18 protein-coding genes and 2 pseudogenes are annotated in these 24,071 nt (G+C 57.8%); 6 read left to right on the forward strand and 14 right to left on the reverse strand.

Annotated elements, in window-relative coordinates; translation table 11 throughout:
- Window position 1: 1 nt before the first annotated feature.
- The 7 genes from V8352_RS07265 to V8352_RS07295 all read right to left on the reverse strand — a co-directional run bounded on the left by V8352_RS07265 (window position 2) and on the right by V8352_RS07295 (window position 7,206).
- On the reverse strand, window positions 2-526 hold the full coding sequence (locus V8352_RS07265) for a tripartite tricarboxylate transporter TctB family protein (RefSeq protein WP_336423611.1): 525 nt from the start codon (window positions 524-526) through the stop codon (window positions 2-4).
- Between the two features lie 68 nt (window positions 527-594).
- Window positions 595-1,578 (reverse strand): Bug family tripartite tricarboxylate transporter substrate binding protein, encoded by a 984-nt coding sequence (locus V8352_RS07270; protein ID WP_336423612.1) that lies wholly within the window; start codon window positions 1,576-1,578, stop codon window positions 595-597.
- A 51-nt stretch (window positions 1,579-1,629) separates the two neighbouring features.
- Window positions 1,630-2,343 (reverse strand): SDR family NAD(P)-dependent oxidoreductase, encoded by a 714-nt coding sequence (locus V8352_RS07275; protein ID WP_336423613.1) that lies wholly within the window; start codon window positions 2,341-2,343, stop codon window positions 1,630-1,632.
- 4 nt (window positions 2,344-2,347) lie between these two features.
- On the reverse strand, window positions 2,348-3,112 hold the full coding sequence (locus V8352_RS07280) for a citryl-CoA lyase (RefSeq protein WP_336423614.1): 765 nt from the start codon (window positions 3,110-3,112) through the stop codon (window positions 2,348-2,350).
- A gap of 2 nt (window positions 3,113-3,114) precedes the next feature.
- Window positions 3,115-4,638, reverse strand: coding sequence for a class I adenylate-forming enzyme family protein (locus V8352_RS07285; RefSeq protein WP_336423615.1), 1,524 nt, complete (start codon window positions 4,636-4,638; stop codon window positions 3,115-3,117).
- A 12-nt stretch (window positions 4,639-4,650) separates the two neighbouring features.
- Entirely contained in the window at window positions 4,651-5,436 is a 786-nt protein-coding gene (locus V8352_RS07290) for an IclR family transcriptional regulator (RefSeq protein ID WP_336423616.1), read from the reverse strand.
- 654 nt (window positions 5,437-6,090) lie between these two features.
- Window positions 6,091-7,206 carry an HWE histidine kinase domain-containing protein gene (locus V8352_RS07295; protein WP_336423617.1) on the reverse strand — a complete coding sequence of 372 codons (1,116 nt, stop codon included), beginning with the start codon at window positions 7,204-7,206 and terminating at the stop codon, window positions 6,091-6,093.
- Between the two features lie 278 nt (window positions 7,207-7,484).
- On the opposite strand from V8352_RS07295, the gene V8352_RS07300 reads away from it, so the two are divergent.
- Window positions 7,485-7,865, forward strand: coding sequence for a response regulator (locus tag V8352_RS07300; protein ID WP_336423618.1), 381 nt, complete (start codon window positions 7,485-7,487; stop codon window positions 7,863-7,865).
- Window positions 7,866-8,370: 505 nt separating this feature from the next.
- Here the strand turns inward: V8352_RS07300 and V8352_RS07305 are convergent.
- The gene (locus V8352_RS07305) at window positions 8,371-9,282 is read right to left on the reverse strand and encodes a diguanylate cyclase (protein WP_336423619.1); all 912 of its coding nucleotides are present in this window, start codon (window positions 9,280-9,282) and stop codon (window positions 8,371-8,373) included.
- 863 nt (window positions 9,283-10,145) lie between these two features.
- On the opposite strand from V8352_RS07305, the gene V8352_RS07310 reads away from it, so the two are divergent.
- Both V8352_RS07310 and V8352_RS07315 read left to right on the forward strand, forming a co-directional pair.
- Entirely contained in the window at window positions 10,146-12,092 is a 1,947-nt protein-coding gene (locus V8352_RS07310; protein ID WP_336423620.1) for an ice-binding family protein, read from the forward strand.
- Between the two features lie 122 nt (window positions 12,093-12,214).
- A complete protein-coding gene (locus V8352_RS07315) occupies window positions 12,215-14,995 on the forward strand; it encodes an ATP-binding protein (RefSeq protein ID WP_336423621.1) in 2,781 nt (926 codons plus the stop codon).
- A 52-nt stretch (window positions 14,996-15,047) separates the two neighbouring features.
- Here the strand turns inward: V8352_RS07315 and corA are convergent, their stop codons facing one another.
- The 4 genes from corA to V8352_RS07335 all read right to left on the reverse strand — a co-directional run bounded on the left by corA (window position 15,048) and on the right by V8352_RS07335 (window position 18,453).
- Window positions 15,048-15,968, reverse strand: a complete 921-nt coding sequence (gene corA, locus V8352_RS07320; protein ID WP_336423622.1) for a magnesium/cobalt transporter CorA — start codon at window positions 15,966-15,968, stop codon at window positions 15,048-15,050.
- Window positions 15,969-16,286: 318 nt separating this feature from the next.
- On the reverse strand, window positions 16,287-17,057 hold the full coding sequence (locus tag V8352_RS07325) for a M48 family metallopeptidase (RefSeq protein ID WP_336423623.1): 771 nt from the start codon (window positions 17,055-17,057) through the stop codon (window positions 16,287-16,289).
- 237 nt (window positions 17,058-17,294) lie between these two features.
- Window positions 17,295-17,552 carry a hypothetical protein gene (locus tag V8352_RS07330; RefSeq protein ID WP_336423624.1) on the reverse strand — a complete coding sequence of 86 codons (258 nt, stop codon included), beginning with the start codon at window positions 17,550-17,552 and terminating at the stop codon, window positions 17,295-17,297.
- Between the two features lies 1 nt (window position 17,553).
- A complete protein-coding gene (locus V8352_RS07335) occupies window positions 17,554-18,453 on the reverse strand; it encodes a mechanosensitive ion channel domain-containing protein (RefSeq protein ID WP_336423625.1) in 900 nt (299 codons plus the stop codon).
- Window positions 18,454-18,557: 104 nt separating this feature from the next.
- Between V8352_RS07335 and V8352_RS07340 the strand changes: the two genes are divergently transcribed.
- The 3 genes and pseudogenes from V8352_RS07340 to V8352_RS07350 all read left to right on the forward strand — a co-directional run bounded on the left by V8352_RS07340 (window position 18,558) and on the right by V8352_RS07350 (window position 22,001).
- Complete coding sequence (locus V8352_RS07340; protein ID WP_336423626.1) at window positions 18,558-19,475, forward strand: calcium/sodium antiporter; 918 nt, start codon at window positions 18,558-18,560, stop codon at window positions 19,473-19,475.
- A 314-nt stretch (window positions 19,476-19,789) separates the two neighbouring features.
- A pseudogene (locus tag V8352_RS07345) lies at window positions 19,790-19,912 on the forward strand (transposase domain-containing protein); the annotation flags it as partial.
- A gap of 865 nt (window positions 19,913-20,777) precedes the next feature.
- On the forward strand, window positions 20,778-22,001 hold the full coding sequence (locus V8352_RS07350) for a sensor domain-containing phosphodiesterase (protein WP_336423627.1): 1,224 nt from the start codon (window positions 20,778-20,780) through the stop codon (window positions 21,999-22,001).
- Between the two features lie 392 nt (window positions 22,002-22,393).
- Here V8352_RS07350 and V8352_RS07355 read toward each other — a convergent pair whose 3' ends face one another.
- Together V8352_RS07355 and V8352_RS07360 are read right to left on the reverse strand one after the other, a co-directional pair.
- The gene (locus V8352_RS07355; RefSeq protein ID WP_336423628.1) at window positions 22,394-22,657 is read right to left on the reverse strand and encodes a hypothetical protein; all 264 of its coding nucleotides are present in this window, start codon (window positions 22,655-22,657) and stop codon (window positions 22,394-22,396) included.
- A gap of 41 nt (window positions 22,658-22,698) precedes the next feature.
- Window positions 22,699-22,901, reverse strand: a pseudogene (locus tag V8352_RS07360) (M48 family metalloprotease); the annotation flags it as partial.
- Between the last annotated feature and the right edge of the window lie 1,170 nt (window positions 22,902-24,071).

The raw sequence follows: 24,071 nt of genomic DNA on the forward strand, positions 1-24,071 counted from the left end.
ATCACATCCAGTCTTCAAAGATGCCCAGCGGCAGGGGAACCTGCGCGACATGGGCGAAAAAGAGATAAACCAGCAAAGGCACAGTAATTCCGACACCAAACAAAATGACGGGCCGGCGTTCGCCGCCGATCGCAAGCAGCACAATGGTGACCAACATGGAGGTCGCAAGCATCCCCAGGTGACTGGGAAGAAGAAGATAGACTAGCAGCAGCGCGCTCAGCATCAGAACGCGGCTTCTCCACTTGGGATGCGGGTCGAGCGACCCCGCTTCGTCTTCGGCTGGAATATGTGGTGCAAAGATCGCCTCTAGCAGGTGGATCAGAGCGAAGACTCCGATAGCCACAGTCAGCAGATAGGGCAGGAAGGCAGGCGAGAGCGGCAGATGCTTGACGGAAGACGGCGTCGCGACGCCGCCCGGAATGACGAACAGCCCAAACAGGATTGAGGCTGCAAGTGTCAGAGACGCGAATACAATCTCGCGGCGGCGCCCCTTGCGGGCACTGGTTTCAGTAATTGTTCTGCTCATGGCTGCCCTCCCCTGCCGCCCGTCGATAGTGGCGGCCCGTTCGGGCCGCCACCTATGATTAATTGGATTTACTCAACCGTGACTCCAGCTTCCTCAACGACGGTTTTCCAGCTGCTCAACTCGCTAGCGATGAACTCGCTGAACGCTTCGGGGCTGCCACCTTCGATGTTCGCACCGCGTGTGTCCGCGAACTTGACAAATGCATCGCTCTCGATGACCTCACCGAGCGCGTCGGACAGGGTTGTGACGATTGCCGCATCCGTGCCAGCCGGAGCCAGCAACCCAAACCAGGAACGCGCAGCGAACCCGTCAAGTGCCGCGATATCAAGCTCGTCCAACGTGGGCACGCCTTCAAGCTGGTCCGACCGATCCGGCGTTGTCACAGCCAGCGCGCGCAGGGCACCCGACTGGATATGCGGCATGGCTGAAGGCAGGTTGTCGAACATGACATCCACGTCGCCAGACAGCAGTGCAGGCACGGCCTCGCCGCTACCGCGGAACGGAACATGGGTCATGTTGACGCCGGTCCGCGATTTGAACATTTCACCCGACAAATGGATCGAGCTGCCCACTCCGGATGACCCGAAAGTCATGTCTTCGGACTGCGCCGCTTCCAGGAATTCTGCGGCCGTTTGGTAGGGGCTGTCCTTGTTAACGACCATGACGTTGGGAATGGACATCAATAGCTTGATCGGAGCGAAATCCTCGACCGGATCGTATTGCAGGTTCTTGTAGACCGCAGGCGCGATCCCGTGCGACGAGACCTGGCCCATGAACAACGTGTAGCCGTCGGGGCGGGCCTGAGCCGCCTGGGTAGTGCCTAGGGTTGCACCCGCGCCGGGGCGGTTCTCGACTGTCACGGTTTCGTCTAGAACCTTGCTCAGCCCGTCTGCCACCTGACGTGCCAGGATATCGGTCGCACCGCCTGCGCTATATGGGACAATTATGGTGACGCGCTTGGTCGGATAGTCCTGGGCCATGGCCGAGGTGCCGAATGCTAGGATTGAAGCCGCTCCGACAGCACTGATGACCGTTCTTCTTGAAAGTTTCATATTCTTCTCCTCCGTTGGGTCTTGGTGTCTTCCAGGGTGTTCGGATAATGTTCAGGCAGATCCGATCGTCATGCCTCCGCATACGAAAAGAACCTGCCCGGTCACGAATCCCGATCTCTCCGAACAGAAGAACGACACGGCGTCTGCCATGTCTTCGGGTGTTCCGGTGCGCTTGATCGGCACGGATTCAATAATCTTCTCCGTGCGCGGATCACCTGGCGGATTGACCTTGTTAAAGAGTTCGGTGGCAATCGGCCCAGGACCTATGGCGTTGACGGTGATCCCGTGCTGACCCAGTTCCAAAGCCCAGGTCTTCGTCATGCCATGCAATCCTGCTTTGGTTGCCGAATAGGCAGTGCGTAGTTCCTTGCCCAAGGCGACGCGGCTTGAAATGTTGACGACCCGGCCCAGCCCTGCGGCTTTCATCGAGGGCAATGCTGCTTGCAGGCATAAAAGAGGCGCGCGGAGGTTCACTGCGGCGACCCGGTCAATCGAATACGGGTCGGTCGAGGCCACATCAGCAGGCTCCACGATTCCAGCATTATTGACCAGTCGCGTCACGCGGCGGCCCTCACAGAAGGCCCCAAGTGCAGCCTGCGTTGCCTCGACATCGCAAAGGTCCAACTCGATAACTTCGTCTGCGTCGTCGTGCTCGGGCGGTCTGCGGTCCACAATGGCAACGCGCAGGCCATCAGCCCTGAGCCTTTTGGCAACGGCCGCTCCAATCCCTCGGGCGCCACCAGTGACAAGTGCGAAATCCTGCATCCGCTCAGTCTTCAAACGATATGGCTTTGTCGATCGTTTCCCAAATGAAACGACCCGACGGTTTGCGCTGTTCTTCCGCGATATGAGCAACCAGCCCTGCCGCCCGCGAGATGACCGCAAAGCCGCGCATCAGCTCGACGGGGATATCCATGTCCCCCAGAAGTGCCGCCGTGGCGCCCGTGGCGTTGATGGTTATGTGTCTCTGGAATTCCGCATCCACCGCGCTGGCAAGCGTTCGCAGCGCAGTCAGATACCGGGGGTCTTCACATTCTTCCTCGCCGATTTCGAGCAGCTTCAGGGCCCGGGGATCGTCGGGCTTGTGCAGGTGATGGCCAAAGCCAGGCAGGTGCGCCTTTCGCGCGCGATGTTCCCGCACGATTTCGGCGGCGCGCGTGGCCTGCGCCTCGGCATCCAAGTCAACAAGTTCAGCCAGTAGGCGGGCATTGTTCTCTATGGTGCCGACAAACTGGCTGCCGACCGCCATCAGGCCCGCAGCCACGGCCCCCTGCAAGTTCTCAGGTGCGGACATGTAGATAGACCGCGTGGCGATGGCGCTAGGCGTCAGACCGTGCTCCATCATGGTGATCAAGATCGCGTTCATTACGCGCATCTGGCTGGGCGTCACGTCGCGCCCAAGAATGTGCTGCATCATGACAGTCACGAAATCGCTGTCCGTCGTCAGCAATTCGTCCACAAGATTGCGGTCACGATAGAAAATTTCGGTATCAGTGTAGCGGCAGAGCGATGTTGTCGGAGCTGGTTTGGACATGGTTAGCCTTTCTTCAGTGCTTCGGCGTTCTCCGCCAAATGCTGTTCAGCCAGTTGCATCTTCTGGAGCTTGCCGATCGCGTTGCGGGGCAGCGTCTCCAGAAAGCGAATGGATTTGGGTGTTTGAACCGGGCCCAGCCGATCCCTTGCAAACGCGATTATGTCGGCCGCGCTTACAGCGGCCGCATCGCGGACTTGCACGGCGGCATGAACCGCTTCGCCCCATTTCTCGTCCGGCACGCCATAGACGGCACAGTCAATGATTTCGGGATGTTCGCCCATCACTGTCTCGACATCGGCGGGGTAGACATTAAAGCCGCCGGTGATGATCATTTCCTTGGAACGGCCGCGGATGAAGACGTAGCCATCCTCGTCCTTCAATCCCAGATCGCCGGTGTGCAGCCAGCCGTCCACAAGGGTTCTCGCTGTCACATCAGGCTGCTCCCAGTAACCGGTCATCAACAAATCACCACGAATGACGATCTCGCCAGTTTCGCCTGTCGGCAGGATGCGGCCCTGCGCATCCATGATCTCGACCTGGCTGAAGAATGTCTCGCGCCCGACCGACGTTCGCTTGGCCGGATCAAGTAACTCTTTCGCCGAGATCATGGTAGCAATCTGCGGTGCTTCGGTTTGGCCATAGGTCGAGGCGAGGCACGGCCCAAAGATCTTCTGCGCACGCTCGATCGCATCGGGGCGCATCGGGCCCGCGCCATAGATCAGGTTTTTCAGATGCTCGTAATCCGACGCGCCGACATCCTCGAGTTCCATAAGCATATAGAGAACGGTTGGCGGAACAAATGTCGTGGTAATCTTCGCATGTTGCAGGAAATTAAGGGTTTCCTCCGGACGAGGGCGATCCAGCAGGACAAGGGTTCCGCCGGTGGCGAGTGTGGGCAGGATGTAGGTCGACGTCCCGTGGGTGATAGGCGCCGCCGCCAGATACCGCTGACCCTCGCCAAGCGACCAGGCTGAGACCTGGATCGAAATATTGGTGTTCCACGCGCGATAGGGCTGCATCACGCCCTTGGGCAACCCGGTAGTGCCACCAGTGAACTTGATCGCCTGTGTGGCCGACAATGGCAGGTCCGCCATCGCGGGTGTCTGTCCGATATTCTCTTCACAAAGTGCGATCGTGGTTTCTGGCCCGCCATTTGGATCCGACATCAGCAAACGAGTGTCCGCTCCAGCAAGTTTTCCGACGGTATCGGGCTGCGCAATGACTATTGAGGCTTGAGTGAACTCTATCGCGCGCACAAGTTCGGTCTTGGCGTTCATCGGCTGCAGCGGAACCCAGACCTTGCCCGCAGCCAGAACGGCAAGCCAGCTGATCAGATGGTCGATCGAATTATAGCAGCAGATACCGACCCTTGAGCCGAATTCCGGATCGCGCTTCTGGAGACCTGCGGCCAGCGCTTGAACCCGACCATGAAGCTCCTTGTAACTTAGGGTTTCGTCGCCATGCTCGACGGCGATGTGATCCGGCCAAAGCCGGACAGCGCGATCAAAGAAATGGATTGGATACATTCTTGAGTTGCCTCACGTCTTGAGGCCCACGCGCTTCAGCGCATGGGTCATTACTGCTACGATTTCTTTACGGCGCATCGGGCCGAGGCGTGACTTCAGGGCTGAAACCGAAAGTCCGGCTTTCAAGCTGCCCGAGCTGTCAAACACCGCAACAGCGATTGCACTAACCTCGGGAATGATGATCGAGTTGTTCACGAGATACCGGTGATCGCGCCAGTGCCGAACCATGCGGCGCACTTCGGACACCGTCAAATCACCATAGCGCCCATAAACCTCACTGTTGGAGGCTATGATCCGGTCACAATTGTCATCTGGGAGCGCAGCGAGGATGGCGGCGCTCCCCGCTCCAACCCCCAAGGGCCGCCGTGAGCCAACATGCAAAGTGTTCGCGCTGAGAGGATAGGATCCGGTAGCTGTGTCGATACACAATGCTTCGTCGCCAAAGGGCACGGTAAGGTAGGCTGTTTCTCCCGATATCGCTGCTGTTTCTAACAGCGCGGGTCCCACATTCATACGGACGCCATCGAACTGTCTCGGCGAGCCGGCCGCCCCTGCTAGGTCGAAGATCCTTATCCCTAGGGTGTATATTTTCAAGTAGGGGTCAAAACTGAGCAGGCCACCATCCACGAGACCTTGTAAAAGCCTGCGGGCTGTAGCGGTTTTGAGATTTGCCTTCCGAGCCACCGTAGAAAGGGTGGCACCGGTTGCGTTGCGCTCGGCAACGATAGGCAGCAGCCTTATCGCCTTGGCAAGCGATGTTTCTGTCCGCCGATCCGTGTCTTCGTTCGCAATGACCAACCGCTCCTCCTCTGGAACAAGTCAAACCTCACCTCGCTCCACAGCATCAAGCCTCGCGACGCGAACTCTTGGAGTCCAGTCAAAACTTATCACCCAACAATAAAATGTTACCACATATCGGTATCATTTTTACCAAGACGCTGATTTTATATTATTTTCCACCCTTATAATGATCTTGGTCTCCTGAACGCTTTTCGAACGTGGGCGCTCTTCTTCAGCGATATTTGTCGGCCTCCGGGTCGTAGACGAAGTTGGTCGCCGGATAAGCAATCAGCGCCAGAACTCACCGGCGAAGAAACCGGAATGGGCGAGACCGAAAAGCAATACGTGAATCGCGTTTACACGGACGTGCTGGGAGAGATATCCGATGGTGTCGTGCGATGAGAGGGTGTTCAGTGACAGACGGAAGGGTCTGGTAATGTGGTCCACGGCATCGTGCGGACTTTCGTCCATCGGAGTGTTCTGACACGCGGCAAGCCGAGCCCAGTGAACCTTGAGGGCGACCCAATCCTCCTGTTCTTCCAAACCATCCCCAAAGCCTTAATCGTCACCGACATGCGCCTCATCCCCGGTCCAGCGTTTGTCACGTGACAAGAGGTTTCGCGCTCGGGCTCTGATACGACCTCGGCAGCTTGGGCGAAGAGCGTCGCAGTCTCACCCAAGCGGAGCGCTGAGCCGATAGATCACTCCCTCAGGATGATACTCGATCTCGCTTTCGCCTTCCATTTCGCTGCCAACCACTCCTTCTAACAGCATCGTTCCGAACCCATTCTGGTCCGGCTGCGCGACCTTTGGGCCTCCGCGCTCTTCCCACGTAAGCAGGAATAGGGGCGGGTCCGCGTCTTCATTGACAGCCCATTTCAACTCAACAGACCCTCCTGATGCTGCTAGCGCGCCATACTTGGCTGCATTGGTCGCAAGCTCGTGGAGTGCCAGACCCAACATGCGCCCTTTGCGTGCAGGCAAGCGCACCGCAGGGCCACTGATTACGATCTTCTCGGACCGAGCCCCCCTATGCGGCGCGAGGATAACTTCAGCGATCTGCTGAGGGTCAGCTGCGTCGCTGTCGTCATCGAATACAAGGACTTCTGCCTTCGACAAGGCCTGTAGGCGTCCCTTGAAAGCGTCCCGGTATTCCTCTGCCGAGCGGCCCTCGACCGCCGTCTGCGACGCCAGCGCCTGCACGAGGCCAAGGACATTCCTCACCCGGTGGCTGAGTTCGCGTGCAAGGACCGACTGTTCACGGGCACGCTTGTTCACCTCCTCCTGCCGGCGTATGCGTTCGACCGCCAGCGCAAGAAGATTGGCGTAGGTGTGCAGAAAGTCGATCTCATCTTCGTCGAAGTCGTTCTGTTCTTGTGCATCGACTTCCAGGACGCCGAAAGGCTCATCCTCGCCGACGATGATGACGTTCACCATACTTCTAACCCCATGTCGCAGGAGAAGGTGGGGAATGCTGAACCGGGTTTCTTGCGCGATGTCGCGGGACACGACCGGTTCTCCAGTAAGCAGGGCATGTCCGGCCGGTGACTGCGTATGATCCGCCATCGTGGCATTACCGACAACGCCAGGAGCCCAGTTGACGCCGGCGCGAAGTAGGAAGTCGTGATGTTCGGGGCGGTGTTCCAGCACCTTGACCAGTTTGATGTCGAGTGCAGTCGAAACGAGCTCCGCCGCTCGTGTCAGGAGCGCATCAAGATCTTGGCAGCGAAAGGCGAAAGATCCGAAATCCGCAAGCGCCTTACGTTGGGCTCGAAGTTCATCTGACATTGGATAAGTTTCCTTTCGTGCGGTGTGATCACTGAGGGCCGCACGGTCAAGGTAAAGCAGGTGTCGCGATTCAACCATCACCTTTCAACCACTTTCGATACCGACGTGTCCTGGCTCAAGAGTGGCTTGTTGATGAGCGGGACTTGTAACAGCACCCGGCTCGGTTTCAAGAAAGATCGATCAATTTCCTTTGACGGTCTACGCGGAGGCAATCTGGAACTTGGGCTGTCCTGGCGGGTTTGAAGACAACTATACTTTCGTTGTGAAGGAGACCAACCGTGGCAGGCAAGGAAGATCAGCAACCTTTGAAAGGTCGTCGTATCCTCATCGTCGAGGATGAGATACTGCTGGCGCTAGATCTTGAATTGTTTCTGGAAAGCCAAGGCAGCAACGTGCTGGGATCGGCCAAAAGCGTCGACGCTGCGCTTGCCTTGGTCGAGGCCGAAAACCCTGATGCCGTCACATTGGATATGAACCTCAACGGAGAATCGTCCGCACCCGTCGCCGCCGCCCTGCAAGAGCGCGGCATCCCCTTCGTTTTCGTCACAGGAAACGCCGGGAAGGATCTGGACTATCCTGCCTTTCACGACGTCCCGCTGGTGAAAAAGCCCTACGACCCGACCGAGCTTGTCTACAAGCTCGTCCAGACGCTGGCCTAAGCCCATGACCGAGCTCAGGCGATGTTTTTTTTCATACAAGCACGGCGGAATGCGCCATACCAAATCGAGCGCTCGGACAAGGAGCCGCAATAGTATTTTTATCCCGCACGTTCGTCCCTCAACCGCTCGAAATGCTGTGCGATGCACGAATGGCCGGTGCGGTCACGCTGTGATGCAGCTTCCGGTCGAACGGCCTAGTCCAGATGCATCCATTTCAGTCCTCGTGAGGTGAAGCGGATCGAGTTTATTCGGGCCCCCTCTGCTCGCAGGGCGGAATGGCAGGTTTGGCCAGTCTCTATAGAGGTCACGTCTAGCATGGCTGCCATCAAGGAGTATTATTCTTTAGCAGCAAGCCGTCACGAAAGCGTTTGACCGGTTTCCGGCAAAAATTTGTGAATGCAAGCGGACAACCATGCTGTCCCGTGGTTTCCAATCATCTATGCCCTTACGGAAAGGGCATTGGTGACCTGGTCATTCGGTTCAATCTTATCCCAGTAGCTGACCGTCAGGCGACCCGCGGCCGATTATGAACGCACACCTGCCCCTTGCCCGCGTCCTTGGCGCAGTATAGCGCTGTGTCGGCTGCAGCGATAACCGTTTCCATCGCTTCTCCAGGCTGGAAGAACGTCATTCCAACACTGACGCCAATCTTGTCCGCGCCGCTTACCTTCATCTCGGCCAGGTTTGAAACCACCTGTTCTGCAAAAACACGCGCTGCATCAGGCGTATATCCTTGCAGGATGGCGACAAATTCGTCACCGCCAAGTCGCGCCATGAAATCATCTCGGTGCAGCGTAGACGCCACATAACCCGCGAAGTGCCGAAGGATCTCGTCCCCCGCCATATGCCCAAGGTAGTCATTGATCGCCTTGAACCCGTCAAGATCGAACAGGAGCATGCAGGTTGCCTCTGCCACGCTAGGCGACTGAGCAAGATCTTCCAGGTGCTTCTCAAGCGCTGCCCGGTTGCCGATGCCCGTCAGGATATCCTCAAGTGCAAGACGCTCCAGGTGCTCTGTCGCGGTCCGTCGGTCGGTGACGTCCCGCTCTATCGCGCCAAAATACCGTATAGTGCCGGTTTCGTCGCGCAGGGGAACGATGTGAATGTCGAGCCAGTAGGGCGTGCCATCTCTGGAATAGTTCAGCAATTCTTCTTGGCATTCCTGGCCCGCATTAAGGGCGTCCGCGATCCGACCAAGCGCCTGTTGGCTCGTGCCTGGACCCTGTAGAATACGCGGCGTCTTCCCAATGACCTCTTCCTTGGCGTAGCCAGAGATTTTGCAGAATGCCGCATTTGCATAGATGATACGCGGCCCTGGACGGTCTAGGTCGCTGGCCGACGTGATCACTATGGCGTCGTTCGTCGCCTCAATCAGATCGAGCAGGGCTCTGTTCACAATATCAGTGACTTCGGTCATGACCGCACTGTCCTTTGTCAATTTAAAATCGACGCACTGTGCAGTATTCGGGACCCTGACAAAACTACCGGTCCGCGTGCCGTCACCGGACGGCGAGCACTTCCTTATCGGAATTGAGCGTCGTGCACAGTCACACGGAATGATCGCCGGTGGAAAGCACAAACGGTGGGCGCGTCTTGCAGTGCCCGCTTTGATCGACACGAGAGCGGGCGAGTCTTAAAATGGGGTCGTATGGTGTTGTAGAGGATCATCCAGGTGTCGATCACCCGTCTTGCCTTGAAGCCATCGTCATTGCGGTGAGCCCTTGTGTGGCGAGAGGCTTTCACCTCGTCGTGCGGCAACTGGCGGCCGCGTGGAGGTCACGAATGGCCCTATAGGATCCCAATCGCGAATGCTCTGGTGCTCGCCTGATGTGTGCACGTAGCTATCGAGCCAGATAGCTGCAAAGCAATCCAGCTGCGCCCGATCGGATACACCGCCTAGAAGAGTATCACGTTGTCAGAGACTGCAATTGAACTGCGTTCGTTATGGTTCGGTGTCCGGTTAGGAATGGCTCGATGTCCCGGGAGCCACCGACGCTGCCATTCCCAGACAGAGCGAAGTCCTAGGTTTTCCAGAGAGAAGCCATGGGGATGCATTCTGGCACCGGCACTTCCCGGTGTCGAAACCTCCTCTAGGATACCCATAACCGCTTCCACGTTTCGGAATGGAGTGGAGATCCAGCAAAGCGCCTGTGTTGAGCGACAAGCCGCTTGAGGCTGATCTGCATCAGTGCAGCGATCCTTAGGAGGCCATAAGCGTCACCGACTGTGGAACGCTCCTTGCGTCGAACGGAAATCAGTTCACACAAAGGAAGCCCCCAGATGTCCAGATCACTTCGTATCGCAGTCGCTTCGACGCTCGTTGCGCTCCCCTTAAGCATCGCGCACGTCGAGCAGGGTGCTGCGCAGGCCCTTGAGGATTTCGCCGTGATTGCCGGCCAATCGCTGACCAATACTGGCCCCACGACGATCGTCGGTGACATCGCGGTCAGTCCAGGAACCTCTTACACCGGCTCTGGCAGCGTGACACAGACTGGAACGGCATACCTCGCGGATGCCGTTGCCGAGCGTATACAAAATGATCTGACTACCCTTTACACCTTCCTGGAAGGCCGTGCGACGTCAAGCGGGGGAAACCTGACAGGGCAGGATCTCGGCGGCCTGACCTTGTCTCCTGGCGTCTATAACTTCGACACATCCGCAGGCCTCGCAGCAGGCCAGACGCTGACGCTTGATGCTGGCGGCGATCCGGATGCGGTCTTCATCTTCAATATTGGATCCACCCTTATCGCGGAAAGTGGGTCATCCGTGGTGCTCCAGAACGGCGCCCAGGGCGGGAACGTGTTCTACCGGGTCGGTAGCTCTGCAACGCTGGATACTTCGTCCACGCTGGAGGGCCAGATCGTGGCGCTGACAAGTATTACCATGAATACCTCTGCCAAGATTGTCTGCGGCTCCTCCTATGCGCGCGCAGGATCAGTGACCCTTGACACCAATACCATCAATGTCTGCACCCTCGCCGCTGATGGATTTGATACAGTTGTCGACAATCCCGTGCTGACAGAGAACGAGAAATCCGTTGCCAAGGCATTGTCCGATCACGTGGCGGACGGTGGCGTGCTTCCGATTGGCTTTGCTATTCTGGCCGCGACCCAAGAGCCGGACGAGCTGGCCCTGAGCCTGGCGCAACTGTCAGGCCAAGTCTCGACGGGCGTTGCCCCGATGGGTATGCAGTCGATGAATGCTTTTCTTGATACCGTCCTGAACTCTGGTCACAAGCCGCGCATTCAGGCGTTGCCCCCGCGCGACCAAGGCGTTCAGGTCGGTATGGTCCGCGAAGAGGTCAACGTGATCTATGAAGGGAAATACGGGCCCGTAGAACCGGCCGAGGGCCAGCTATCCTTTGCTGCTTCGACGACATTGGTCGAGCGATCCAACCCTTGGGATGTCTGGGCCTCCGGGTATGGCTCCCACAGTGAAACCGATGGTAACGCAAGCTTGGGCCATCAGAAGCGCACCTCTGAAAATCGTGGTCTTGCAGCCGGCTTGAACTTCGCACCGAATGCATACAGCGATCTCGGTATCGCATTGTCCTGGAACCAGGCAGACTTTGCTCTGGGCAATGGTTTTGGATCGGGGTCCAGCGACACGGTATTTGTCGCGCTCCGTGGTCAAACGTCAAACGCTCAGTCATACGTAAAAGGGGCGCTTGCCTACGGGCGGAGTGACATCACGACCGACCGCTCCGTAACGATTGCCGGCGTGGACCGGTTAGTCGGCGACACAAAGGCAGACAACTTCGCAGCGCATGTCGAAGCGGGTTATCACATGGGTGCGTTCACGCCGTTCGTGGGACTGCGCGCGCAGTCCTTCACGACCAAAGCCTACTCGGAAACTGCAGTCTCAGGATCATCGAGCTACGCGCTGCAGTATGATGAAAACACGACCAACTCGCTTCGCAGCGAGCTGGGAGTGGATATGCAATGGCCCACAGAGCACGTCGGTGGCGGGAGGACGACATTTGGATTGCGCGCAGCTTGGGCACATGAGTTCGCATCGAATGAGGCGGGCAACAGATCGTTCGTGACCATTCCGGGCACGGGCTTCACAGCATCTGGAGCCACTCGAGACAGAGACTCCCTGATCCTGGCTGCCAATGCGGGTGTGGCCGGATCCAACGGCCTTTATCTTGATGGGGCCATCAATGCGGAATACGCCAAGAACTTCCAGGACATCGGTGGATCGATCACGGTCGGTTACAGTTGGTAGGATCGCCTCGATAGTCTACCGTGTTCACCGGAGACACTGTGTCACCAGCGGAAAGTCCGGAAGAGCCGATGACCAGTCACTCTGACGATGGTGTGGAATCCGGAAAGAAGTGAGGCGTGGCTATGAAGAATCTCGACCCTCTGGCCATCCTCAAAACGATGCATCAGCCGCTCGTCGTCCTGGACCGCAATCTCGTCGTCAAAGGTGCAAACAGGGCGTTCTACCAGACATTCAAGGTCGAACCGGATGAGACAGAGGGTGTCGCGATCTACGATCTTGGCAACGGGCAATGGGACATTCCAAAGCTGCATGACCTTTTAACTGACATCCTTCCAAACAATGGGTCCGTAGACGACTTCATGGTCGAGCATAACTTTGAAAGCATTGGCCGACGCATCATGAAGATCAATGCGCGCGAGATCCCGGAGCAGGATCCCGATGTGATTTTGCTGGCAATAAACGACGTCACGCAGCAGGAAGACCTGCGCTCAGAGCTGGAATGGCAGAAGAAGCTTGCCGAAGAGACCATTGACGCCTCGCCCGTCCCCTTCCTGGTTCTTGGCGAAGACCTCAGGGTTCAGAGAGCCAATGACACGTTCTACAAGACCTTCAAGGTCGACCGCGAAGAGACCATCGGCCGCCTCGTCTTCGAACTCGGCAACAACCAGTGGGACATCCCGAAGTTGCGCGAACTGCTCGAAGACGTTCTCCCCGAGAACCACACCGTCCACGATTTTGCGGTCGAACACGATTTCGAGGACATCGGGCATCGCGTGATGGTTCTGAATGCCCGCCGCATCGACCACTTGCAGCTGATCCTGCTCGCCATTGACCTTACGGCACACCGCGTGCTCGAGCGGACACAAATTGAAGAAGCGGACAGGCGCAGCTTCATCCTGGACCTTCTGGATCAGCTGCGAGGAGAAAAGGATCCCGAAGCACTTGTCGACGTGACATGCGCGGCGATCGGGCAGCGATTAGGGGCAGATCAGGTCGTCTATGTCGACATCGGCGAGAGTGATAGGGACCGGACCCTGCCGCACCTCTGGAGCAACGGACGCACGCCGACGGCGAGCCCAGGAATTGAAGATTTTGGACGCCCCTTCCTCGATATGTTGCGCCAAGGCCAGACGATCGTCATCGAGGACATGCAACTGGATGCGCGCGCCGAACCTGCGAGGTCTCTTGCGTCGTTGGAGGAGACCCCAGCCACTGGTCTGGTGTATGCACCGTTGCTGGAAGACGGGCAGATGAGTGCGTTTCTGGGCGTTCATTTTTTCAAGCCACACCGATGGCCACCTGCAGACGTCAAGCTGGTGGAGGAAGTGGCCGAGCGGCTGAGGGACGCGCTTGCACGATGCCGGACAGAGACCGAACTCCGTGCCAGTGAGGAGCGCTTCTTCCTTCTGACGAAAGCCACGAACGACGTGATCTGGGATTGGGATATCATCGCCGACACATACTGGTGCAATGAGAATCTGCAATTGATGCTCGGCTATGACGCGGCGCAGATGGAGCCCGATCCTGAATTCTGGGAGAGCGGGATCCACCCCGAAGACAAGGAACGGGTGGTTCACGGCCTCTACGCGGCGATCGAAGGGTCAGCCAGCACATGGGCTGAGGAATACCGCTTTCTGCACGCTGACGGCCACGCGCTGACAGTCGTTGACCGCACCTTCATCATCCGCAACGCTGAGGGCAAAGCGGTCCGCATGCTGGGCAGCATGGTGAATGTGACCGCAGACCGCGACATGGAGAACCGCCTCCGCCAAGCCCAGAAGCTTGAAGCGGTGGGGCAGATGACCGGTGGCGTCGCGCATGATTTCAACAACCTGCTTACAGTGATCCTCGGCAATGCCGACATGCTCACCGAAGATCTTGGCGATCGACAGGACCTCCGCAGGCTGGCCGAGATGATCACAACCACTGCTGAACGTGGGGCCGAGCTGATCAATCGCCTGCTGGCCTTCTCACGCACGCAGATGCTGGCACCGAGCCTCGTGGATGTGAACGCCCTCTTGAATGGAATCGAAGGCATGCTTCGTCGCACTCTGCCCAAGAACATCGATATCGCGTTCAACCGCACGGGTCGCCGGTGGAAGACTGAAGTCGACTCCTCGCAACTTGAATCGGCGATCCTGAACCTCACGCTGAACGCCCGAGACGCGATGCCGGAAGGCGGTATCCTCACCATCGAGATCGCCAACGCAGAACTGGATGAAGACGATGCCGCACGGGAGCAGGACGTCGCTCCAGGGCAGTATGTGATGCTTGCCGTTACCGACACTGGCGAGGGCATCCCTCCAGACGTGATGGCGCGGATATTCGAGCCCTTCTTTACCACCAAGGGGGTGGGCGGAGGTTCTGGCCTCGGGCTGAGCATGGTCTACGGCTTCGTCAAGCAGTCGGGTGGCCACATTCAAATTGTCTCCGAACCCGGCAAAGGCACTAAGGTCAAGCTGTATTTCCCACGTTCGCCTGCACTGGAGGTTCCTGCCGACGTTCCGGAGAAGAAGAATAAAGTCGTCGGCGGGGCTGAGGCGATCCTGGTGGTCGAGGACGATACGATGGTGCGCGAATATCTGATCAACCAGCTGAAGGGGCTGGGCTACCGCGTCGTCGGTGCCGCCTCCGGTCCCATCGCCATGGACCTCTTGAAGCAGGCGCAGCAGTTCGACTTGCTCTTGACCGATATCATGCTTCCAGACGGAATGAACGGTCACCAGCTTGCCGAGACCATTCGGAAGATGCGGCCAGAGATGAAGGTCCTCTTCACATCAGGCTACACGGAAAAAGCCATAGTGGATTGCGGGCGGCTCGACGCGAACGTCGAGTTCCTCAGCAAGCCCTATCGTCGTGCACAACTGGCCGCCAAGGTGCGAAAGGTGCTCGACAGCCGCTAAGCTGGCGCGAGGGAGATCCTGACAATACCAAAATATTGGGTTTGGACTGCCTCTACAGCCAATTGCGGTGCTTGAAGTATAGGTATGGAAGGATTGCCGCAGCAATCATCAAGCCGATGGCAAATGGATAGCCAAAAAACCATGACAGTTCGGGCATATGCTCAAAGTTCATGCCGTAGATGGATGCAAGCAGCGTCGGCGGCAGAAAGATGACCGCGACCACCGAGAAAATCTTGATCGTCGCATTCTGCTGGATGTTGATCATTCCAAGGCTCGCATCGAGCATGAAGGTGATCTTCTGCGACAAGAACCCTGAGTGGTCGCTCAAGGAGCGCGCGTCGCTTGAGAGGGTTTTCACCCTTTTGCGCAGGTCAGGTCCGCATTCCCGATCCATCGCGACCGAACCGAGGAAACTTACCAGACGCTCAAGCGTCGCCAGACTGTCCCTGATGTTGGAGTTCAGATCACCCTTGCGCCCGATTTTTTCCAACACCCCCTGAAAGTCCTGCGGCTCGTCCTTGGTATTGGCCCTGCGAAAGATCATCGCCGACACCGCGTCGATGTCGCGGCCCGCCCTTTCCAGAACGTCCGCCAGCCGGTCGATAATTGCCTCCAGAAGTCCGACCAGTATCGTATCGGCATCTGGCAGTTTCGTTGCCATCCGCTGGGCCTGTGTCGGGAAGGTCGTGAAGGCGCGAGGATCGTGATAGCGCACCGTGATCAACTGATTGCCAGTCAGGATGAAGGAAACGGGCGCCATCTCCGGCTCATCGCCATCAGTGTCGGCAGGCAAGATCGCAGTCATGAAAACGGCCCCATTCTCATGGTAGAGGCGCGACGAGATTTCAATTTCCTCCATGTCGGCGCGGTCTGGAATGTTGATCCCAAGACGCTCGCCCAGCGGCTTGACCTCCTCAGGCTCGGGGTTCAGCAGATCGATCCAGACGGCATCAAGATCGGGGGCTGCGGCCATGTCATCTGGATGCAACCGGTTTTGAGCGATGTGGTATGTCTGGATCAATTCAGTTCCTCCGATGCCGTTTTAAAGCAACTGCTGCGCCGCACACTGACAGAAAACTCCCAAAGAACCAGCCGTGGCAGTCGCATGCATCGGAACAAGGCGCGTCTATTTACACAGCAATGTGAAATCTCCAGAAGCCACGGACGCAGCCACTCTCAGACAGAGCGTCGTTCTAAGCTTTGTCGGTGGCGCTCAGACATGATGCAAAAGCCGCCAATGCTCTAGAGATACCGTCATTCTCAAACAGTGCGGATGAACGTGATGATAAAATCACCTGAGATCTGGAAGCATCTCCTCGATCGCGGCGATGCGGGATTGCGGAGCGGGGTGCGTCGCAAGAAACTCGGGCGCGCGGTTTGTCACAGCTGCCTCCATCCGCCGCCAGAGCGCCACGGCTTCAGCAGGGCGAAAATCTGCCGCCGACATTGTCACGAGGCCCAGCCGATCGGCCTCCAGTTCCTGGCGCCGGGAGTAAGGCAGGATCAGCCCATAGTCGACACCCATACCCAGCGCAGCTGCGATCTCCTCTGAATATTCGACATCGCCCAACTCGAGGATCAGCGAGAGTGCCCTAAGACCAAAGCCCTTGGCCGCCTGCGCGTCCATCCGTTCTTGACTATGTTCGGCCTGAAGGTGGCCGATTTCGTGACCGACGATGGCGGCGAGCTGGTCTTCGTTCGCCACTACTCCAAACATTCCTTCATAGACGCCGATCTTGCGGCCAGGCAGGGCGAAGGCGTTGACCTGAGGGCCAGCAAAGACCAGTGCTTCCCAATCGCCGGGCGCTTCGTTGGCAGCCCTTAGTAGCCGTGCCGATACACCATTCAGTGCCGCCTGAAGGTTTGCATTGGTCGCCGGCGGGGTGGTCTCACGGATATCTGTCCAAGCTTGTAACCCCATCTCCTCGACGGTCGCATCGGAGACGAGGTCGACATCGTCGCATCCCCCAAGTAGCGGCAGCGAGGCTGCGCAGGAAAGTCCGAGAAGCCTGCGGCGTGTTATTAGGCAATTACACATCTGCTGGGATATTCCTGTATCCATTATTTAACCCGTGTCTTTTAACCCAGCGAACACATCTAGATCCGAACAGGTTCCGCAACGGGCAAATGCTGGCCGAGTTAAAGGACGCGGGTCTCACGAAACTATACCGATTGATGGGGGGTGGCATCAGTGTCAGTTGTATCAAGATCAAGAACGGGACCATCCTTGCAATTTCGAGTGCGACATCAGTCCAGGAAAACACTGAAGTCTTATGTGACACGTATTCCCGAAAGCTCATCATACTCCAGCGGCGAATGAGGCGGCGAAGCGCAGCGCAAAGCAGGTAGCCGATGCCGCCGAAGCAAGTGCCGCCCTGCGGTTGAGAATGGCACTTCGGTTCATCGAGACGACCATCCGATTGAGGTCGGCCGCATCGAGCGTCTCGCTGCGCGAGATGCGGCGCACTGTCCGAGCGCCAGCTTGATACCAGAGCATCGCCGCGACAAGCGAGGACGCGATGGCTGCGATGTCGAGAAAGGTGAAGATTGTCATCATGTCAGTCTCCATCTCGGTCCGCAGCCTCACGCGCGACTTCGGTCGAACCTCCCGACGCCATTGGCTGGAAGGCTGCCAGGATATCGCAGGTGATGCCGCCCTCCAATTGATCGGCGGCCTGCGAGGGACAGAAGAGCGTCACATCGAGTCGCAATTTCCCCAGATCGGAAGTCCGCAGGCGCACCAATGGCTCGGGATCGGGCAGGTCAGTTCGGGTTCGACGTTCGACCGCTGTATTCGCTTGAAGAGCTCGCTCACGGAAAGGCGCGAAATGACTATGAACGATTTCCTCCGCCCTTACGCGCGCATGGCCGACCTCCGGTGAAGGTTCTAGTGTGACTGCGAAGCTGTGGTAGGTATGATCTCGGAGCGCGGTGTGGTTCCGCAATGGTGTGCTCAGAAGCATGCTGTTCGGAAAGACGACGAGGCGGCCCACGGGCATATAGGCGTGCGACCCGGTGCCGAACTCTTGCACCGTCGTCGCCAGCAGGGTCAGGTCAATGACTTCTCCCCGGATGTCGCCAATCTCGATCCAGTCGCCGACACCGAAGGCGCGCGACGTGGCGCGCAGGACTGAACCTGAGAGGCAAAGAATAAGCTCTTTGGTGGCCACAACGATCGCCACTGCCACCGCGGTCAGTGAAAGCGCGAAGGTGCGGAGCTGCGGCGCCCAGATCAGAACCAATCCGACAAGCACCAGAAAGAGAAAAACATTCCGGCTCGTTGCGAGAAGTCGGCGCTGGTCATGTGGTGGCAACTCGGCGCGCGCACGGATCACACCGACGGCGATCTTGCGTATGATCCAAAGCACCACGAAGAGCAAAAGGGATGCAAACAGATCGAACTGCGGCAGCATCGCAAGGTAGTAGGACAGAGGCTGGAGGTCGAGCGCGTCGAACATATTTGATTGGTTCAATAATTATTGTCGGAGGCACCTTGCAGGTCCTCCCCGGAATATACAACTCACCTCTCAAGGCGGATTAATCGCCATTGAGGGTTCGGGACGTGGACTATTTCTACCTTGTTGCCGGGCTGCTCGGTTTGTTCTTTGGCGGCGAAGCTCTTGTGCGCGGCAGCGTTGGCATCGCCCGGCGCATGGCGATCCCACCGCTGCTGATCGGCTTGACCGTCGTTGGCTTTGGAACGTCCACCCCTGAGCTTCTCGTCTCGGTAGATGCCGCTTGGCGCGGTGTCCCTGACATCGCGCTCGGCAACATCGTCGGCTCGAACATTGCAAACATCCTGTTGATCATCGGATTGTCCGCGCTGGTCTGGCCGATCAAGGTCATGGGGGCGACCCTGCGCCGCGACACAGCCGTGATGGTGGCTGCCGCGCTCGTGCTGGTCCCCATTTTTGGCATGGGCCAGATGGGGCGCCTCTCGGGAGTGCTGTTGGTGGGCGGTCTGGCCGCCTATCTCGTCTGGGCCTACCGGCAGCCGGGCGAGGCCGTGGTGGAGGAGGTCGGCGTGCCTGCACCGGCCTCCGTGCTTGTGTCAACGCTATGGGTCATCGGCGGTCTGGTCGCCCTGATGGTTGGCGCAAGGTTCCTCGTCGATGGTGCGGTGAACATCGCCCGAGGTTACGGCATCTCGGAGGCGTTCATCGGCCTGACCATTGTTGCCATCGGCACTTCACTGCCTGAACTCGCAACCTCTCTGATCGCCGCCTTCCGCCGCCAGTCCGAGATTGCCATCGGCAATATCGTCGGATCTAATATCTTCAACGTGCTGGGCATTCTGGGTGTGACCGCGCTGATCACGCCAATTCCGGTGGCATCGCGCTTCCTGACCTTTGATTTGCCGGTGATGATTGCCCTCTCGATCATCCTCGCCGCACTTCTGCTGACCCGTCCGGTGATCGGGCGCGGCATCGGCGTTGCAATGCTGGTGGGCTATGTCGCCTATGTCTGGGCCGCACAATGACGACACGCGTGCCGGGGCGCGATGTGAGAGGCGCTTGCGCGATCTTGTCGCGACTTCTCGTCTTGCTGACGTTCGTGGTGTTTGGAGCGCCTCAGAGCCAAGCGGATGGGATGACCAACGCTGNGTCTTGTCGCGACTGCTCGTCTTGCTGACGTTCGTGGTGTTTGGCGCGCCTCAGAGCCAAGCGGATGGGATGACCAACGCTGGCCCTGCTGCCGATAGCAATGTCGAGCAGGCCCAAGGCGTCCTATCCGACTCTCGGCACCTGCTGAGAACGCAGCTGCACGACGATCCTTCGGCAGATCTGGTATCGCCCGGTGGCCTATCTGGCAGACATTCTCGACCGCATCCACGATCACAAGATCAACCGGTTGGATGAATTGCTGCCGTGGAATTTGGTGCCGCTAGCATCCGCGATGGGCAGTCCAGCCGCATAAGCTGCGGTTTCAATGGCGCGGTTACCTTTCTCCAGTGGACGGGATTGAACTGCGTGCGGCATGGTCCCGTTCCGAGGATAGGAATGGCTCGATGTCCCGGGAGCCACCGATGGACGCACCCATGGGATACTCGAAGTCCTAGATTTTTACAGCGTGATGTGAAGGCGTGGATGATGCGCCTGTGGCGAACGTAAGTTTCGAACCAGCCCCTTGCATTTCCTGGTGCAAGATTAGGCCACGGTCGCCGTCACGACGAAGCCTCGTAGACATAAAGCTCCTGGGGGAAATCGCAGGAAGGCGCCGTGTTCTGGATGTCGGCTGCTCGGGCGTTTCTGGCCTTCGCTCATCTCCTGTGACAAAGGCGTCACCTTCGCCGCCATCCTACTCAGTCGGCTCGTCCAGCACGCGGTTGCGGCATACTTAGAATATTTTGTGTCCAAAACTTGTTGGTCGCCCGCTCGCGGGCTTCACGGAGCTCCATGCTATGCGTTCATACCGGCAATTTTCCTGTCCACCTGACCAGGGTGCGGTGGCCATCTGGCCAGCTACTGCACGGCAAAGCGAAGTCATATTCAGTTAAAATAGAGCTGAAAAGCTGATGCCGGACGCAGGGTCGAAATCTTCCTTGTCGGCACAATGCTGAAGTTGCATCCGGGACCTGAAAGCCAACACTACGGCGACGAACAAGAGATAGGCCAAGTTAAAGCGACATCGAAACTTGGCCTGGCCGCGCCCAAGCAGCACGGTTACAGATGTCATCATAAATCACCTGCGATATCACTGAAAATCAAGAGCAATTGCGCACTACGTCTCGAAAAATTGGTGCCGAGGCAGAGGAAGGACAAGCACTATGCCAGGGGCTATATTGATACCGGAAACCGTTGGTCGGCGGCCGGAGGAGATCATCGCCGCGGCATTGGCGACAGTCCGGGAGCATCTGGGCATGGACATTGCTTATCTGTCCGAGTTCGTCGATGGGAGAAGTGTGTTCCGCGCTGTTGACGCACCAGGGCTGGATCATCTAATTGCAGTGGACGATAGCCGTGATCTGAACGACGTCTACTGTCAGCATATCCTCGACGGGCGCCTTCCCGAACTGATCGCGGACACCAGTGCCGAACCTCTTTGCATGGAAATGCCAATCACTTTGGCGGCTCCAATCGGCAGCCACGTCAGTGTGCCGATCCGGCGCCCCGACGGTAGTCCCTATGGCATGTTCTGTTGCCTTAGTCCTCGGGCGAACCCGACGTTGACGCCGCGCGATCTAAGCGTGATGCGAGCCTTCGCTGATCTGGCGGCCGAACAGGTCAACGGCGCGCTGGTCGAGCGCGATACGCACGCAGCAAAGGTCGCAGCGATCCGAGCAGTGATGGAGACGCGCGCGCTCAGGATCGTGTATCAACCCATCGTCGACCTTTCTACCGGCATGGTTCAGGGATTCGAGGCCCTGAGCCGCTTCGATATCCAGCCTTACCGCACGCCCGATCTGTGGTTCGCCGACGCGGCATCCGTAGGTATGGGTGTCGATCTTGAACTTGCCGCGATCGAATTGGCACTGATGAGCCTGACGGACCTACCCGAACACGTCTATCTTTCGCTCAATGCTGGGCCGGACACCATCGCCTCTGGCCGTTTGGGCGAGGTGCTGGAGGGCAAGCCCTTGAAACGACTTGTGCTCGAAATTACCGAGCACGACCAAATCGATGTGGAGCAGCCGTTCCTCGACGAACTCTGGATCTGGCGTAACCGGGGCATGAATATTGCCATTGATGACGCCGGTGCCGGATACTCAGGTCTACAGCAAATTCTCCGAATTGCCCCAGATATTCTCAAGCTCGACCGTTCACTCGTCACTGGCATCCACGCTGATCCGGCTCGCCGGTCGCTTGGTGCTGCGATGGTGCATTTCGCTGCTGAAACGGGTGCGAGGATTGTCGCTGAAGGCATCGAAACTGCGGAGGAATGCAGCACATTGCAGACCCTTGGAATGCATTGTGGGCAAGGATGGTATTTCGGTCGCCCCGGTGACCTGACTGCCGCGCTGGCATCGTGCCAACTGCCCAGGTTTGGCGATGGGAGCGTTGCCTGATGTGGCGGACCCTCGTGCGCCCAAAGCCCTACGGCTATCAGTGTCACGAATGTCTAATAAGGGGGCGCTTCGCAGCTGCACTCATTGGGGATCGAATGTCAGCTAATGGGATGTGTCGGCTGCTCCCCACCGTTGGGCTATCCTTAACCGGGATTAATCGCGCAGCAAAAAGAAGTAGCCATGTGTGCAATGAAGACAGGAAGCATCGAAGACCTCGTCGTCGTCGGGGTCGACATCGGAAAGACGCGCCCCCCGATGCAAGAGCTACGCTCGGGCAAACTTTCCCGCCGCTCCCTACGGACACTCGATCTCTGCCGTCGACGCATGATGAAAGAAGCAGAGGACGCTGCAAGTCTCGGCTGATCTGTGCGGATCAGCCGAGGGTATCGCAACTACATGTTGATCGCGCGGACCAGTCGCACTCCCCAGTTGGCATCCGGGTTCGTTGTGCCGTCGCCAACACGCTCCTGGATCACGGCCACGCTGAGGTCTCGACGTTTCGGCAACCGCTTCTTCTCGGCCGCAGCCAGAGCCGGACCCATCTCGTCGCGTGTCAGGTCCGTGCAGTAGACCGGCGCGCCCGGTTGCTGGCGCCAGGAGTCTTCCAGAGGGCCAGCGTCGACTGCATCGAGGCCGGTGTCTTCAACCAAGGCCATGGCGACCTCGCGGTCGCGATCCTCGTCCGCTGCGACTGGTATGCGTTCGCCGGGTTTCGGCCGGTGGCGAAGGCGTTGGGCTGCGGCGTGTCGATCAGGTAGACCTTGGGCTCGGGCAGCCCCGCGTTCAGCGCAAGCTCCACTGTCAAGGAGTGCAGTCCCATCCGGTCTCCGGCTGAGCGTTGTGCATGCGCAGCAGCATGCGGTCCGAGTTCCACCAGATGAAGGCGTTCATCGCCGCCGCGCGCAGCCCTCTATATTGAGATGAAAGACGGCCGCGAAATCGCTATACAATTTGCTATACACTTCGCTATACAGCACTAACTTTAATCAATATATTACAATTACTTAAACTCATCTGACTTTCAGATCGGCGGACACCTCCTCCGCCAACCAATCTTGTATTTTCTTTTAATATCATGTAGTTGAGACCCTGGCTGGTGGTCGCTTACCACAAAATTTCCCACATTCATTTTTGGATGGTAGCGGCTTTTGAGGGACTCAACTTTTTTCCTCAATTTTGACCGTGCACAAATTTGACTGACCGCGCCGGTCCTGAGGCCGTTCCTGTAGAGATTCGATAACCCCTCCTGCATCTCCGTGCGCCCAGCGCGCTCACGTCTTTTGGTGCGCGAAGCAACTTGATCGGTGCAGGGCGATGTAACAACGCGCAAAGGTGGACATTCTATTTGGAGAATCTTGGTTTTGCAGCCTCAAGCTAATTTATGTGTCCGGGTCCTTAGCCATACATCCCGCGCCAAGCATAGCCTCGCCACTGCCGCCTATAAAAATGATGCGAAAGGTGTTCTGCCCCTTAACCCGGCAACGGGTGCATCTCGCGCGCTTGGCCGCGTCCCGCGCATCCATATCCATTCCGAACGCCTCAATCAGCGCCTTCACCGGCATGTGCGCACTGTGGCCGCATAGGTCACACGTCAGCGCAAGGTGGTTGTTAGTAATGCTGGCTAGGCGCGTCATACAAAGTGCCCTCCCAAACTCCAGTCTTTCCGACAGGTCAGACGAAGTGTTGCCTTACTAAAAACAAGGCGCTTGCTGCCAGAGCAATGGCTATCAGGAAGTTTATTGGGCGACCGCCAAGGTGGAAAGCAGACTTTCACTGCGCTGCGCTTGAACCTGTTGAGCGGGATAAACCTGCTGTTGAAGACAGCGGCATCGCCATAACTTAGTCAACATTTGACCTCGGTTACCTCCATCATCCATGCTTAGATTAGGGTATGGTATTTCCATTAGCTTGGAGGGGCTTCGATGCTTAGAACTAGATACTTCCTCCTATCCGTTTTCGTGTGTGCCGCTGCGTTACTGGGCACCGCTCCTAAGGCACAAAACTATGAGGCCATTTTTCAAGGCTTCACGACAGACGGCCTTTCGTACAACGAGCGCAGATACCTCCAAG

The organism is Roseovarius sp. D0-M9 (genome assembly GCF_037083805.1).
Lineage (GTDB): Bacteria > Pseudomonadota > Alphaproteobacteria > Rhodobacterales > Rhodobacteraceae > Roseovarius.

What these genes read in the sequence shown, in the direction of transcription:
- V8352_RS07265 (WP_336423611.1), bottom strand. Translation starts at nt 526, where the DNA reads ATGAGCAGAACAATTACTGAAACCAGTGCCCGCAAGGGGCGCCGCCGC.
- V8352_RS07270 (WP_336423612.1), bottom strand. Translation starts at nt 1,578, where the DNA reads ATGAAACTTTCAAGAAGAACGGTCATCAGTGCTGTCGGAGCGGCTTCA.
- V8352_RS07275 (WP_336423613.1), bottom strand. Translation starts at nt 2,343, where the DNA reads ATGCAGGATTTCGCACTTGTCACTGGTGGCGCCCGAGGGATTGGAGCG.
- V8352_RS07280 (WP_336423614.1), bottom strand. Translation starts at nt 3,112, where the DNA reads ATGTCCAAACCAGCTCCGACAACATCGCTCTGCCGCTACACTGATACC.
- V8352_RS07285 (WP_336423615.1), bottom strand. Translation starts at nt 4,638, where the DNA reads ATGTATCCAATCCATTTCTTTGATCGCGCTGTCCGGCTTTGGCCGGAT.
- V8352_RS07295 (WP_336423617.1), bottom strand. Translation starts at nt 7,206, where the DNA reads ATGTCAGATGAACTTCGAGCCCAACGTAAGGCGCTTGCGGATTTCGGA.
- V8352_RS07305 (WP_336423619.1), bottom strand. Translation starts at nt 9,282, where the DNA reads ATGACCGAAGTCACTGATATTGTGAACAGAGCCCTGCTCGATCTGATT.
- V8352_RS07310 (WP_336423620.1), top strand. Translation starts at nt 10,146, where the DNA reads ATGTCCAGATCACTTCGTATCGCAGTCGCTTCGACGCTCGTTGCGCTC.
- V8352_RS07315 (WP_336423621.1), top strand. Translation starts at nt 12,215, where the DNA reads ATGAAGAATCTCGACCCTCTGGCCATCCTCAAAACGATGCATCAGCCG.
- corA (WP_336423622.1), bottom strand. Translation starts at nt 15,968, where the DNA reads ATGGCCGCAGCCCCCGATCTTGATGCCGTCTGGATCGATCTGCTGAAC.
- V8352_RS07325 (WP_336423623.1), bottom strand. Translation starts at nt 17,057, where the DNA reads ATGGATACAGGAATATCCCAGCAGATGTGTAATTGCCTAATAACACGC.
- V8352_RS07330 (WP_336423624.1), bottom strand. Translation starts at nt 17,552, where the DNA reads ATGATGACAATCTTCACCTTTCTCGACATCGCAGCCATCGCGTCCTCG.
- V8352_RS07335 (WP_336423625.1), bottom strand. Translation starts at nt 18,453, where the DNA reads ATGTTCGACGCGCTCGACCTCCAGCCTCTGTCCTACTACCTTGCGATG.
- V8352_RS07355 (WP_336423628.1), bottom strand. Translation starts at nt 22,657, where the DNA reads ATGGCCTTGGTTGAAGACACCGGCCTCGATGCAGTCGACGCTGGCCCT.